This is a genomic window from Kushneria phosphatilytica, from assembly GCF_008247605.1.
GTDB lineage: Bacteria > Pseudomonadota > Gammaproteobacteria > Pseudomonadales > Halomonadaceae > Kushneria > Kushneria phosphatilytica.
In genome coordinates this window covers 2,764,956-2,778,772 of record NZ_CP043420.1, presented here as the reverse complement: position 1 = coordinate 2,778,772, position 13,817 = coordinate 2,764,956, and the positions used below count along the sequence as shown (strand labels likewise).

12 protein-coding genes are annotated in these 13,817 nt (G+C 57.9%); 11 read left to right on the top strand and 1 reads right to left on the bottom strand.

Going from position 1 to position 13,817, the window contains the following annotated elements; genetic code table 11:
* The first annotated feature begins 19 nt into the window (after positions 1 to 19).
* The 5 genes from FY550_RS12790 to FY550_RS12770 all read left to right on the top strand — a co-directional run bounded on the left by FY550_RS12790 (position 20) and on the right by FY550_RS12770 (position 7,046).
* On the top strand, positions 20 to 1,438 hold the full coding sequence (locus tag FY550_RS12790) for an FAD-dependent oxidoreductase (protein ID WP_070978541.1): 1,419 nt from the start codon (positions 20 to 22) through the stop codon (positions 1,436 to 1,438).
* A gap of 338 nt (positions 1,439 to 1,776) precedes the next feature.
* The gene (locus FY550_RS12785) at positions 1,777 to 2,214 is read left to right on the top strand and encodes a type 2 periplasmic-binding domain-containing protein (protein ID WP_199287811.1); all 438 of its coding nucleotides are present in this window, start codon (positions 1,777 to 1,779) and stop codon (positions 2,212 to 2,214) included.
* Positions 2,207 to 3,403, top strand: a complete 1,197-nt coding sequence (locus FY550_RS12780) for a hypothetical protein (RefSeq protein WP_233350210.1) — start codon at positions 2,207 to 2,209, stop codon at positions 3,401 to 3,403. The genes FY550_RS12785 and FY550_RS12780 overlap by 8 nt, the downstream gene beginning before the upstream one ends.
* A 14-nt stretch (positions 3,404 to 3,417) precedes the next feature.
* On the top strand, positions 3,418 to 6,267 hold the full coding sequence (locus FY550_RS12775; RefSeq protein ID WP_149054572.1) for a bifunctional diguanylate cyclase/phosphodiesterase: 2,850 nt from the start codon (positions 3,418 to 3,420) through the stop codon (positions 6,265 to 6,267).
* A gap of 26 nt (positions 6,268 to 6,293) precedes the next feature.
* Positions 6,294 to 7,046, top strand: coding sequence for a PEP-CTERM/exosortase system-associated acyltransferase (locus FY550_RS12770; protein ID WP_149054571.1), 753 nt, complete (start codon positions 6,294 to 6,296; stop codon positions 7,044 to 7,046).
* Positions 7,047 to 7,092: 46 nt separating this feature from the next.
* Here FY550_RS12770 and FY550_RS12765 read toward each other — a convergent pair whose 3' ends face one another.
* Positions 7,093 to 8,277, bottom strand: a complete 1,185-nt coding sequence (locus FY550_RS12765) for an NAD(P)/FAD-dependent oxidoreductase (protein ID WP_149054570.1) — start codon at positions 8,275 to 8,277, stop codon at positions 7,093 to 7,095.
* Between the two features lie 160 nt (positions 8,278 to 8,437).
* Here FY550_RS12765 and FY550_RS12760 point away from each other — a divergent pair, with 160 nt between their 5' ends.
* The 6 genes from FY550_RS12760 to FY550_RS12735 all read left to right on the top strand — a co-directional run bounded on the left by FY550_RS12760 (position 8,438) and on the right by FY550_RS12735 (position 13,764).
* On the top strand, positions 8,438 to 9,745 hold the full coding sequence (locus tag FY550_RS12760; protein WP_149054569.1) for a solute carrier family 23 protein: 1,308 nt from the start codon (positions 8,438 to 8,440) through the stop codon (positions 9,743 to 9,745).
* A 78-nt stretch (positions 9,746 to 9,823) separates the two neighbouring features.
* Positions 9,824 to 10,540 (top strand): gamma-glutamylcyclotransferase, encoded by a 717-nt coding sequence (locus FY550_RS12755; RefSeq protein ID WP_084388107.1) that lies wholly within the window; start codon positions 9,824 to 9,826, stop codon positions 10,538 to 10,540.
* Between the two features lie 69 nt (positions 10,541 to 10,609).
* A complete protein-coding gene (locus FY550_RS12750) occupies positions 10,610 to 11,152 on the top strand; it encodes a cupin domain-containing protein (RefSeq protein WP_084388108.1) in 543 nt (180 codons plus the stop codon).
* A 145-nt stretch (positions 11,153 to 11,297) separates the two neighbouring features.
* Positions 11,298 to 12,452, top strand: a complete 1,155-nt coding sequence (locus tag FY550_RS12745) for an ATP-binding cassette domain-containing protein (protein ID WP_199287810.1) — start codon at positions 11,298 to 11,300, stop codon at positions 12,450 to 12,452.
* The gene (locus FY550_RS12740) at positions 12,449 to 13,087 is read left to right on the top strand and encodes an ABC transporter permease (RefSeq protein ID WP_070978548.1); all 639 of its coding nucleotides are present in this window, start codon (positions 12,449 to 12,451) and stop codon (positions 13,085 to 13,087) included. The genes FY550_RS12745 and FY550_RS12740 overlap by 4 nt, the downstream gene beginning before the upstream one ends.
* Positions 13,084 to 13,764, top strand: a complete 681-nt coding sequence (locus tag FY550_RS12735) for an ABC transporter permease (protein WP_070978552.1) — start codon at positions 13,084 to 13,086, stop codon at positions 13,762 to 13,764. Before FY550_RS12740 ends, FY550_RS12735 begins: the two co-directional genes overlap by 4 nt.
* Positions 13,765 to 13,817 lie beyond the last annotated feature (53 nt).

The following is a 13,817-nucleotide window of genomic DNA, read 5'->3' as shown; positions in this document are numbered from 1 at the left end:
TGAGTGAGGAGTATCATCAATGGCACAGCAACTCTCCAACGACTTCCAGTTCATCGATGTCGGACGTCGCGATCCGGAAAAGAAGGAAGCGCATCTGCGGGTGCGCGAATTTGCCGAGATCTATGCCGAGTATCGTCCCAGCGAAGCGGCCAGTCAGGCACATCGCTGTCTGCATTGCGGCAATCCGTACTGTGAGTGGAAGTGCCCGGTTCACAATTACATTCCCAATTGGCTCAAACTGGTGACCGAGGGGAATATTCTCGAGGCTGCCGAGCTGTCCCATCGCACCAATTCGCTGCCTGAAGTGTGCGGTCGCGTATGTCCGCAGGACCGTCTCTGCGAGGGTGACTGTACTCTCAACGATGGCTTCGGAGCGGTCACCATCGGTTCGATCGAGAAGTACATCACGGATACCGCCTTTGCCATGGGCTGGCGGCCGGACATGACCGGTGTCGAATGGACCGACAAGCGTGTGGCGGTAATCGGCGCAGGCCCCGCGGGACTGGCATGCGCTGATGTACTGGTACGCAACGGCGTGCGTCCGGTGGTCTATGATCGGTATCCGGAAATCGGCGGCCTGCTGACCTTCGGCATTCCCGAGTTCAAGCTCGAAAAGAATGTCATGAAACGGCGGCGCAGCGTGCTCGAGGAGATGGGCGTCGAATTCCGCCTGGGGATGGATATCGGTCGCGACCTCTCCTTCGAGGAATTGCTGGAAGGACATGATGCCGTCTTCATGGGGATGGGGACCTACAAGTACATGGAAGGCGGCTTTCCCGGCGAGCAGCTTGACGGCGTCCACAAGGCTCTCGACTATCTGATTGCCAACGTCAATCATAATCTTGGTTTTACGGCATCACCTTCGGATTTCACCTCGCTGGAAGGACAGCGGGTGGTCGTACTGGGCGGCGGCGATACTGCCATGGACTGCAATCGTACCGCGCTGCGTCAGGGCGCCGATGAGGTGACCTGTGCCTATCGTCGTGACGAGGCCAACATGCCCGGCTCGAAGCGGGAGGTGAAAAACGCTCGCGAGGAAGGGGTGGAGTTTCTCTTCAATCGCCAGCCGGTGGCTATTCTTGGTGAAGAACGGGTTGAAGGCGTCAAGCTGGTGCGTACCCGCATGGGTGAGCCCGATGAGGCGGGCCGTCAGCGTGCTGAAGTGGTGCCCGATTCCGAAGAGATCATCGAGTGTGATGCCGTGATCATCGCCTTTGGCTTCCAGCCCAGTGAGATTGCCTGGCTTGATACCCATCGTATCGAGGCAGATGAACGTGGTCGGATCATGGCTCCTGAGCATGGTAGCTTTGCTTTCCAGACATCCAATGAAAAGGTGTTTGCCGGCGGCGATATGGTGCGCGGCTCTGACCTGGTCGTGACAGCTGTCTTCGAAGGACGTAGTGCAGCGGAAGGCATTCTCGACTATCTTGGCGTGTAATTTCCTTTTGTATAAGAGGAGCCCCGATGATTATCGGGGCTTTTTCTTGCCCGGTTACAGGCGATTATCCCGACGCTTCGGGGCTGAACAATATACGAGGCCTGGCAGTTCGATGTGTTTCACCGGTCTCAATTAGAGTTGATGCATCATCAACAATGGAATCAAGAGGGTAAAGTGGGCCTTTTCCCGTCTTCGCGGGATGGGATGGCTGTCAATATGGTTGCTTATGAGCAGCTATCGACAATGCCCATTCGGCGACATCCCGTCATGGGGCAGGCTTGCTGCTACCGGGACGAGGAAGGGTGAATGACAAACGCGACAACAGGAGGCTCCGGATAATGTCTCGGAGCCTGATCGCTCTGACAGTGCTGATAGCCCTGTTATTGCAGATACCGGTGACGCTGGCCAGTGAACCCTCATCGGTTGTGATTATTACCAATCCTGATGTCGAACTGGCCAGCCTGAACCATGAGACGGCCCGCGCCATTTTCGCCATGCGACAGCGTGCCTTTCCCAATGGTCAATCGGCGCACGTTTTTGTCCTGCCGGATAACAATGCCATTCATGAACGTTTTGCCAAGGAGATACTCAACGTTTATCCGCATCAACTGCGGCTGGCCTGGGATCGGGTAGTTTTTTCCGGCACCGGTCAGGCGCCGAACGAGGTCTCCAGTGAGGCCGCCATGGTAGACAGGGTGGCGTCAACACCCGGGGGGATCGGTTATGTTGATCGGTCGGCTTTAAGTGATCGGGTTCGGGTGCTTACCGTTGAATAACCTGGCAAGTAGCATTTTTGGCGTCGGACTGTCCGGCACGCTGATGGCAGGGCTGGCACCTGCAGTCATGGCCGGAGAGCTCACCGATACCTTTCAGATGCATGGTTTCATGAGTCAGGCTCTGATTGTCAGCGATCATAATGACTTTTTCGGGCCCAGTAGCGAGCAGGGTGGCAGCCTGCAATATACCGAGCTGGGGCTCAATGCATCGACTCGTCCCACTCAGAACATGTTGCTGGCCGCGCAGGTGCTGGCAAGGAAAGCCGGTCGAAATAGCAGTATCACTGACCCCGAGCTCGATTATGGCGTGCTGGATTATCAGTTATTGACTGATCAGCATCGCACCATGGGGCTCCAGGTGGGACGATTCAAGAATCCTTTCGGTTTTTATAATCAGACACGTGATATCCCCTCGACACGCCCTGGTATTCTGCTTCCGCAATCCATCTATTTTGATCGGACGCGTTCCGTTGGTCTCGCAACGGATGGTGTCACCCTCTATGACGAGGAGCGACTGGGGCTGGGAACACTACGTTTTCAGGTGGGTATTGGCAGGCCACGGTTGAATGACGATGTCGAGAGTGTTCTGACTGTTCAGGACGAGCGTTCTGATCTGACCGGCAATAAGACGGTCATTGGTCAGTTGCGTTATGAGTATGGCGGCGGAAGGGTTATTGCGGCAGTCAGTGGCGGTCAAATGGATGCCGATTTAAGGAACAGACAGGCCGGTGAAGGAGATTTCACCTTTCAGCCCTGGATTTTTTCACTCCAGTATAACGCGGAATCCTGGAGTCTCACTGCAGAGTACGCCATACGTAAAACAAGGTTGGACGGTTTCCATAGTGCCTCGCTGAATAAAGAGGCGATAGGAGAAAGCTGGTATCTTCAGTATACCTATCGTTTCCTTGAGAACTGGCAGTGGCTATTGCGCTATGACTCCCTGACCAGTGATCGGGACGATCCTTCCGGTCGTGCCTATGAGGCTGACGGTCTGGGACCTGCCTATTCCCGATTTGCACGAGACATCACTACCGGGCTGCAATGGCGTATCAGTTCCGGCTGGCTGATCGAAGCGGAGTGGCATCATGTCGATGGAACGGGTTGGTTGCCCCCTCAGGATAACCCTGACTCCGACGAAACCCGGCGCCACTGGCAAATGCTTTTGCTGCAAACTTCCTTCCTGTTCTGAGCCGCAATAACGACATGGCCCGTTTTGGCAATCCCCGGCGACTGAGTCTGAAATGGCGGGCCCTGGCCCTGACCAGTCTGGTGCTGCTGGGGCTGGCCCTGCTGATTACATGGAACAGCAACAGCAGTCTTACCGAGCAGTTTCATCACTCCCGGCAGATGCTGCATGAGCGTCAGCAGCAGGAAATCGAGCTGGCGATGCAGCGCTCGGCGGATGTGCTCAAGCAGCTGGCCAGTGTGGTGGCGTCTTCCAGGGCGCTGCGTGATGCGTTGAGTAAAGACGACGCCAGAACGGCTGATCAGGCGCTGACGCCACAATGGCCGACGCTCCAGCTGGATGCCGGCATTGATGACATTGTGGTTTTCGACAGCCAGGGCCAGCGCCTGGCCCATCATGGGCAGTTACAGCAGGCGCTGCGACCCGGCCCGCAATGGGTTCGCGCTGTCATGAAGGCCGAGCGCCCGAAAATCATGCTGTCCTGCCGGCAGGAGTGTCGTCAGTATGCTGCCGTGCCGGTGTTGGAGGACGGGCGTAATGTCGGCGTGGTGATGGTGTCGCGATCGCTGGCAGAGGTCACCCGCTACATCCAGCTCAGTACCGGTAGCGAGATTGCCTTGCTGGTTCAGCAAAGCAACCAGCTCTCTTCGGACCTGAAGAATCCTCGTTTTCTGGCCGGTTGGCAGAGTTCACTTCTGGCCGTGACTCATGAACAGCAGGCGCTACCGATACTCAGGGCTGCATCGCGGCAACTGGCGAGCATGACACAATGGGATCACGCGCAGCGGCTGGCTTTCGAAGGACACCACTATGAGCTGACAGCCGTTTCCCTGGCTGATCGTATGGTAGGTAGCGGGCCTGACCATGGCACGCATTTTTTGCTGATCTCCGATATTACCGACCAGCTTATACGCATTCATCGCACCACGGGCACGGCCCTGCTGATCGCACTGACCGGCTGGCTGGCAGCGGAAATACTGCTGTTGTTTATTCTCTGGAAACCCATGGCTCGGTTGCGTCAGTTGAGCCGAACGCTGCCTCGCCTGGCACAGGGGAATTTTGACGTGGTACGTCAGCATATCTCTCTCTCGAGGCGAAAATTTCACGATGAAATCGATGTGCTGGCCGGCACGACTCTTGATCTGACCCGACAACTGGAAACTCTGGAGGGCGAGGTACAATCGCGGGGTCAGCAACTCGAGCTACGCGTGAGAGAGCTGGCATTCGAGCGAGACTTCGTCAGTAACCTGCTCGATACCGCCCAGGTACTGATCGTGACCCACGACCGTCACGATCGCATCACACTGGTCAATCGATACTGCTGCATGATGACCGGGCTGACAGAATCCGAGCTGCTTCAGCAACGCTTCACGAAGATCATGATGCCTGAGCTGAAACATTCCTCTCACCTGTTCGATCAGGGTGGACAGCAGGAGGGGGTCATGTATGCGGCCGATGGAGAACCGCGCACCATTGTCTGGTATCACACCCCTCTCGGTGCGCAGTCTGGTGGTGAACCGGAATTGATATCCGTTGGCCTGGATATCACCGAACGCAAGCTGGCCGAACAGCGACTGACCTGGCTGGCTCATCGTGACCCGTTGACCGAGCTCTATAACCGGCGTTTCTTCGAAGAGGCGATGGCCCGATCGATTATCCCGGGAGCATGGGGGGCCGTACTTTATCTCGATCTGGACCGGTTCAAGGAAGTCAATGAGCTGGGGGGGCATCAGGCGGGCGATCGCTTATTGCGACTGGTGGCTCAGGCCATCGCGGATGAAGTCGGACAAAAAGGGATCATTGCCCGGCTGGGCGGTGATGAGTTTGCCATCCTGCTGGAGCAAGCCGATGCTGAACTGGCTCGCGATATAGCCAAAATGCTTGTCCAGGCGCTGGATCAGATTGTGCTGACTGTTGAGGAGCGTCATCACAGAGCCATGGCCAGTATTGGCATTGCGCTTTATCCATTGCATGGGGATAGTCCGAATGAGCTGATGGCCAATGCAGACTTCGCCATGTACAAGGCCAAGGAAGATCGCTCACAGCGATGGCATCTGCTGTCAACGGTACAGCATGAGCGCAATGAGCTGCAGGAACGGGTTTACTGGGTCGAGCGGTTGCGCAGTGCGCTGCTTGAGGATCGCTTCGAGCTGATGCTGCAGCCCATCGTGCATCTTGCCGATGGCAGTATCCTGCACTACGAAACACTGGTGCGACTCAGGGAAGAAAATGGAACCCTGATCTCTCCGGGGAGCTTCATACCCGTTGCCGAGCGCAGCGGCCAGATCGTGGCCCTGGATCGTTGGGTGCTGCGTCATACCCTGCAACTACTGTGTCGGATCACCACCGAGGGTATCAGTCTGGCGGTCAATCTTTCCGGCCAATCGTTGCATGATGCGGGGCTGAAGGATTTCCTGGTAGGTGAACTCGACGCCAGCGGTGCCGATCCGAAACGCTTGATCATCGAGGTCACCGAAACCGCTGCCGTGACCGATTTTGCGACCGCTCGGGGCGTGCTGGAAGGTATTCGGCGGCTGGGCTGTGAGATTGCTCTCGATGACTTCGGGGTTGGTTTCAGCAGTTTCCATTATCTGGAGCAGTTGCCAGCCGATTACATCAAGATCGATGGTTCCTTCATACAAACGTTACCCGAGAGCGAAGAGAACCAGTTGATCGTCAAGGCCATCGCCGACATTGCCCGGGGGTTCGGCAAGCTTACAATTGCCGAATTCGTGGATCGGGAAGCCCTGCTACCCATTCTCGAATCCTACGGTATCGATTATGTTCAGGGCTATTATCTGGGGCGCCCGGAACATGCCACAACATTACTCGAAAAGCATATCGGGTCGGGCAATAACAACAGCTGAAATCACTCCGCAAGGCAGGGAATGATATGGATGAAATCGAGAAATTTACGCAGGAGTACAGGTTCAGGCTGGCATCTACCGCGGAGGAAAGAAATCGGATTTTCGCGCTGAGATATGAGGTGTTCAATCAGGAACTGAACTACTCGCTCTCGGAAGATCGAGTGCGCCAGCTCGAGATGGATCACTTTGATGAAGTCGCGGATCAGTGCTATGTCGAGCATATCGCATCAGGCACGGTAGTAGGCTGCGTCAGACTGGTCTTGCCTGGCAGCCTAAAGCAGGATCAGGATAATGAAGCTCGGCTTCCCATAGAGCATTACTGTGGTGAGAGTCTGAAAAACTCTCTTTCGAAACTCGGTGTTATCTCGCGTGATCAGTTGTGTGAGGTATCGCGATTGGCAATACCCAGACGTTTCAGACTACAGGATTTACGCGGCTCAATATCCCATGAGGAAATACCCTGCTCTCGCAAGGAGAGTGTGTTGGTGGGGGAGAGTCTGTTCCTGGCAGGGTTGGCCATGGTCGGTCTTGCAGGGCGACAGCATATTCTGGCTTTCATGGAGCCCAAATTTCCGCGCTTATTGGCTCGTTCGGGGCTGGTCTTCCAACGGGTCAGCGATATGTTCGAAATTTGTGGTCGTCGCGCTGCCTATTACCTGGATCAGCACCAGGGTGTCAGGAAAATGCAACCGGGTCTGCACACGCTATATCGACAGATCAACCATGAATTGCATGAACAGTACCTGAGACAACAGGCGATACAGGCCGAAAGCCATTAGCCTGTGAATGCCGGAAGATTTCCGTATCTGCCGGCATTCATTCTGTTCAGCGAATGCATCCAATCAATGCATCGCGACTGCTCGGACGGCGCTCCTTGATCACCTCCCGGGCAGCGTCCAGTCGCTCCTTGAGATTAACCAGCAGAACCCCTTTCACCACCTCATTCTCGAGATAGTACACCACACCCTTTTGCTGCGGTTCCTGCCAGTCTTCGATGGTGTCCAGCGAACTGTCGAGCGTGCCGATGGCCTGATAGCCCAGTTCGAAGACATTCGAATAAAAATAGGGTGTGTGTGTATAAGGGGCCTCGCTACCCGCCATGATGGCACCGGCCTGCTGACCCATCATGTTGGCATTATCGACGTGTTCGGCGCGCTGGCGACCCAGCAGATTGTCCGGATAAGAGGCTACATCGCCGGCGGCAAGGATGTGCGGGTCGCTGGTGCGCAGCATCTCATCGACCACGATGCCGTCATCCACGGTCAATCCTGCGGATACGGCGATATCGCAGGCGGGCTCGATGCCCAGGCCGATGGCAACGACATCGGCTGTTACGGTGTTGCCGTCATCGAGGGTCAGCGTGACTGTTTCACCCTGCTGATGGCCGGAGGTCACCCTGCAGTTACCCATCAGGGTGACGCCATGCGTGTGATACATGCTTTCAAAGTGTTCGGCCAGATCGGGGGGAAAGATGTCACCTCCCAACACCTGTTCGGGATGAATCAGAGTGACTCGGGTGTCGTTCAGATTGAGCGCTGCGGCCAGTTCTGTACCAATGAAGCTGCCCCCCACTACGGCAATATGGCGCTGATGGCCTGCCAGCTCACGCAACTGACGGTAATCCTCGACAGTGCGGAAATAGAGCACGCGTTCGCTCGGAGCCAGGTCAAGTTGTTTCGGCTCACCGCCGGTGGCAAGCAATAGTTGGCCATAGCCGAAAACATCACCGTTTTCGGCGGTCACGGTTTGATTGTCGCGATCCAGTGAGACGATTCGGGTGTCGGTGTGCAGGGTGGCACCGCTTTCTTCGGGCTTCATCCAGATGTTATCGAAGCCGAACTCCGGGTCGGTCCAGAGCTTTTTGGAAAGGGCAGGGCGAGTGACTGGTCCATTCGGCTCACTACCGACGATACCGATACTTCCCTGCGAGTCCCGTTCCCGGATGCTTCGCGTGGCATTGGCCGAGACCATGCCGGCCCCCACGATCAGATAATCGTAATCATGACGCATTGATGCCTCCCTGTCTGATGCAGATTTCAGCTGCAGATTGAAGATTGATGGTCTCAGGGTAGAAGAAAATGATGAGCTGACAGAGCCGGGTGCGTGAACACTCGGGTGCGATGGGCGTAGAATGCGCGCGACCCGAAAGCAGCGTTGTATGGAGAGTGACATGGCCGAGTCCTGGTTCCCCCGGTGGCAGAAAAAGAACAATGCGCCGGGAGAAGTCATCGCCCCGGATGAACGACTGCCTGCCGGGCAGATGCTGGCCATGGGGGCACAGCATGTGGTGGCCATGTTCGGGTCGACAGTGCTGGCGCCTCTGCTGATGGGATTCGACGCCAATCTGGCCATCTTCATGTCCGGGGTCGGCACGCTGTTGTTCTTCGTCATTACCGGTGGTCGCATTCCCAGCTATCTGGGATCGAGCTTTGCCTTCATTGGTGTCGTGATTGCTGCTACCGGCTATGGCGGTTCGGGTATCAATGCCGATATTGCACTGGCGCTGGGCGGTATCATTGCCTGCGGCGTGGTCTATGCGCTGATCGGAGTGGTGGTCATGGTCGTGGGAACACGCTGGATCGAGGCATTGATGCCACCGGTCGTGACCGGGGCCATCGTGACCATGATCGGGCTCAACCTGGCACCGGTAGCGGTCAAGAGTGTGTCGCAATCGGGGTTTGACAGCTGGATGGCGCTGCTGACTGTGCTCTGCATCGGTGGCGCGGCCGTGCTGACACGTGGCCTGCTGCAACGCCTGCTGATCCTGATCGGACTATTGGCGGCTTATCTGATCTATATGCTGCTGGCCAACGGCCTTGGACTCGGGGCGCCGATCGACTTCTCCGGGGTGGCGCAGGCCGCCTGGATTGGGGTGCCGGCCTTTACAGCGCCCGAATTCAGCCCACATGCGATAGTGTTGATTGCCCCGGTGGCTGTCATTCTGGTGGCCGAGAACCTGGGCCACGTCAAGGCGGTCAGTGCCATGAGTGGCCGCCATCTGGATCCCTGGATCGGACGCGCCTTTCTGGGAGACGGTATTGCGACCATTGTGTCGGGTAGCGTCGGTGGTACCGGGGTCACGACCTATGCCGAAAATATCGGCGTGATGGCAGTGACTCGTGTCTTCTCCACGCTGATTTTCGTGATTGCGGCGGTCATGGCCCTGATACTGGGCTTTTCGCCCAAGTTCGGCGCTCTGATTCAGACCATTCCCGGTCCGGTGCTTGGCGGTACCTCGATTGTCGTGTTCGGCCTGATTGCCGCAGCCGGCGCACGTATCTGGGTGCAGAACGATGTCGATCTGAGCGATAACACCAATCTGATCGTGGTTGCTGTCACCCTGGTGCTGGGTGCTGGCAACTTTTCGCTCGATCTGGGTGACTTCACGCTGGATGGCATCGGAACCGCCACGTTTGCTGCACTCATTCTGCATGCCCTGTTGCGACGTGGCCGTCAATTGTCGTCCACTGGTACCTAGGAGGCCAGGCTCTGCCCTTTGAGGGGTCCTGTGCCGGTCGGGTGCGCGATCGCGCTTCGCAACAGGATATTCGTCAATATGAGTGAGGATTTCTCTCGGGCCAATCAGTCCGTGGCCATGACCCGAGCAGCGCTCGAGCAGGATCTTATCCGCTCGCATTTCGAAGACTCGCATCCCGAGGTGCCGCTGCTGACCAATGATGAGTTTCGCTCATCCATCGCGACACTGCTGAGTGATCGGCCGCCGGGCAGTGAGCACATTGATGGGATTCACCTGTTTGCTTACGGCTCGCTGGTATGGAATCCCTGTATCGAGGTGGCTGAGCGTCATACCGTGCGTCTGGAGGGGTACCATCGCGACTTCTGTCTGAGCATGGAGCAAGGGCGCGGCTCGCCCGAAGCCCCCGGCCTGATGCTGTCGCTGGTGCCTGGCGGTGTCAGTGAGGGAGTCGCTTTGCGGGTAGCCGAGCGCGATCTGGAGTCCGAACTACTGCTGGTCTGGCGTCGTGAAATGCTGACCGGCGCCTACGAGCCGCGTTGGGTGACCCTGACCAGTGCCGAGAGAAGCTTCCCCGGTATTGCCTTTGTCGCCAACGCCGAGCATGACCGTTATATCGAGGGGCTCGAGGATCACGATATCGTCCACCGTCTGAGCACCGGCAAGGGAGTGCTGGGCAGCTGCCAGGAGTATCTCGACAATACCGTGGCCCATCTGCGGGATCTTGGCATCGAGGATGACTATCTCGAGAGTATCCAGTACGCCGTGCATGCCCTGCGGGGCGATACCGGTCGTTAGCAGCCCGGGTTGCTTCGCACTCGCCTGCTATGCTCTGAAGCAGCGCAAGCAAAACAAGGGGAGCATGTCATGGCGGCCAGGAGTGATGCGACGCCCTGGCAGGAACAGTCACCTGCCATCCTGACATTCGACGATGACGGTCGTACGCCCAACAATCGGCTGCCGGTACTGCTTTATCGGCCGGCGTGGTCTCCCGATGCCGGCGAGGCACTGGCGCTGCAGCTGGAAGCGCTGTTCAACGCCAATGACTGGCCGGCTCAGTGGCGGGGTGGGGTGTTCGCCTTTCATCACTACCACAGTCTCTCTCATGAGGTGCTGGGTATCTTCCAGGGGTCGGCCATGCTGATGCTGGGTGGTGAGTCCGGCGAGCGAGTGACCGTCAGCGCCGGTGAAGTCGTGGTGCTGCCGGCCGGAGTGGGGCATTGTCGGCTTGAAGCGAGTGACGATTTTACCCTGACTGCAGGTTATCCGCCCGGCCAGCAGGACTGGGACCTGTGTCGCAGTGGTGAGGCTGATATTACAGCGGCTCGGCAGCGTATCGATCGTGTTGGACGGCCCCTGAGTGATCCCCTGATGGGGCCCGATGATGGGCTGGTACATTACTGGCACTGAACAGCAGGTGCGATGAGGATTGTTTCCGCGCCCGGCTTCCGCCAGGCTTGTGGAATCAGGCCGGTCAGGCTACCGGTCCTGAACTGCGAAGCGGCAGTCGGTTACGAGCCGGCTGCGTCTCACCTGACCCGTAGAGGATTGTTCGTTGACGACTGCCGACGCTCGCCAGCGTAATCACCATGCCGCGCAGGACAGCCACGCCATTGTCTTTGATTCGGTCGCCAAGCATTACCCGGATGGTACCGTTGCCGTCGAGGCACTGAACCTGACACTCCCCGCCGGCGAACTGACTGTACTGGTAGGCCCTTCAGGTTGTGGCAAGACCACCACCCTGCGCATGATCAATCGGCTCGAAACGCTCACCAGTGGATGCATCCGCATTGGCGATCAGGATGTCATGGAGAGCGATGCCACCCAGCTGCGCCGACATATCGGCTATGTGATGCAACACTCGGGACTCTTTCCGCACCATACCATCGCCGACAACATCGCGACCGTCCCGCGGCTATTGAAATGGCCAAAGACACGTATTACGGCCCGGGTAGAGGAGCTGGTGGAGCTGGTCGGTCTCGATGCCAGCCTGATGAAACGCTATCCCCATCAGCTCTCCGGTGGGCAACAGCAGCGTGTGGGGCTGGCTCGGGCGTTGGCGGCTGATCCGCCCATTTTGCTGATGGACGAACCCTTTGCTGCAGTCGATCCCATTGTGCGGACCCATCTACAGGATGAGTTGTTGCGTCTGCAGGCCCGCATGGGCAAGACCATCGTACTGGTGACCCACGATATCGATGAGGCCATGAAACTTGGCGATCGGATCGCCATCTTTCAGCAGGGGGGATACATCGCTCAGTTTGATACACCTGGCCGGCTGCTGGCGGCGCCAGCCGATGACTTCGTGGTCGATTTTATCGGTGCCGATCGTGAGTTGCGACGTCTGGCCCTGCAGTATCTGGAGGCCGATGAAATCGATCCCGGGGTGCATGTTGCCGGCAGTATGACCGTGACCGAGGCGCGAACGCGTTTACAGCAGGCAGGTAGCAGTGGGGTGGTTGTGCTCGACGGCGAGCGCCGTCCCATCGGCTGGCTTGACTGGGAGCGACTCCGGCAGGCGGACGGGGCCAGTCGCATCGAGCGGCTCGAACTGACGCTCTGGCGTCATCAGTTGCATGAGCGAACCAATCTGCGCAGTGCACTCAATGCCCTGATCAGTGCGCCGGGTGATGTCATGCCGGTGGTCGATGATGAAGGCCGTTACCTTGGTGTGATCAGCCAGGTGCAGCTGACGAGACGGCTGTCATGAACTGGGACTGGATCGCTTCACATACCGGCGATATCCTGGCGGCACTGGCGCAGCATGTGCAGCTGCTGGGGCTCTCGCTGTTGTTCGGCCTGCTGATTGCCTTCCCGCTGGCTCTGATGGCCATTCGCTGGCCGCGTTTTTATACGCCTTCGCTGGCCGTCACTGGTGTCATGTTCTCGATCCCGTCGCTGGCACTGTTCATCCTGCTGATGCCGTTGACCGGACTGTCGATGGCCACGTCGTTGATCGGACTGACGCTCTATACCCTGCTGATTCTGTTTCGCAATATTGTCGAAGGGTTGCGTGGCGTTTCGCCGATCGTGCGTGAAGCGGCCCGGGCCCTGGGGTATTCACGTGCAAGACGACTGTTGCAGGTGGAGTTGCCGATCGCACTGCCCGTGATCGTGGCCGGTATCCGCATTGCGGCGGTGACGGTCATTGGTCTGGTGACGGTCACTGCCCTGATCGGTCAGGGCGGGCTGGGTCAGCTCTTTATCACCGGCTTTACGCTGAGCTTCACGACCCCGCTGGTGGTTGGTTTCGTGCTGTCGGTCGCGCTGGCAGTGTGTGTCGATCTTGCCCTGGTCGGTCTGCTCTGGTGCCTGACGCCCTGGCAGCGCGGGAGGTCGACATGAACGACTCTTTCGTGGGACTGCTGCAGGGGCTGATCGGCTGGCTGAGTGATCCCGCGCACTGGCAGGGCAGTAACGGCATTGTCGAGCGCATTCTCGAACATGTCTTTTACATGCTGGTCTCGACGCTGGCCGGCGCCCTCATTGCCCTGCCCATCGGTATCGGGTTGGGGCACAGTGGGCGTGGTGGGCTACTGGCCATCAACCTGGCCAATATCGGCCGAGCGGTGCCTTCATTCGGGGTCATCATCTTTGTTTTTCTGCTGGTCGGCTACGGTGTAATCCCGGTGATCGTGGCGCTGGTCGCACTGGCGATTCCCCCCATGGTGACCAATAGCCTGGTCGGTATGCGCAACGTTGATCCGGCTGTGCGACAGGCGGCCACGGCGGTGGGTATGACGAACTGGCAGCAGCTATGGCGGGTCGAGTTGCCGATTGCCATGCCACTGATCATGGCGGGTGTGCGAACCTCGGCAGTCCAGGTCATGTCCACGGCGACTCTGGCGGCCTATGTCGGACTTGGCGGTCTGGGCCGCTATCTGATTGATGGCCTGGCGGTGCGTGATCTGGTGCAGGTGCTGGTGGGTGCCGTGCTGGTGGCTATACTGGCGATCGCCACCGAGCTTGCCTTTGCCGGTCTGCAGCGGCTGGTCACGGCTCGGGGTTTACGTCACCATTGAGCGATCTCGGCGATGAAAATGGCCCGAAACGGTTGTGATCCGAATAACGAGCA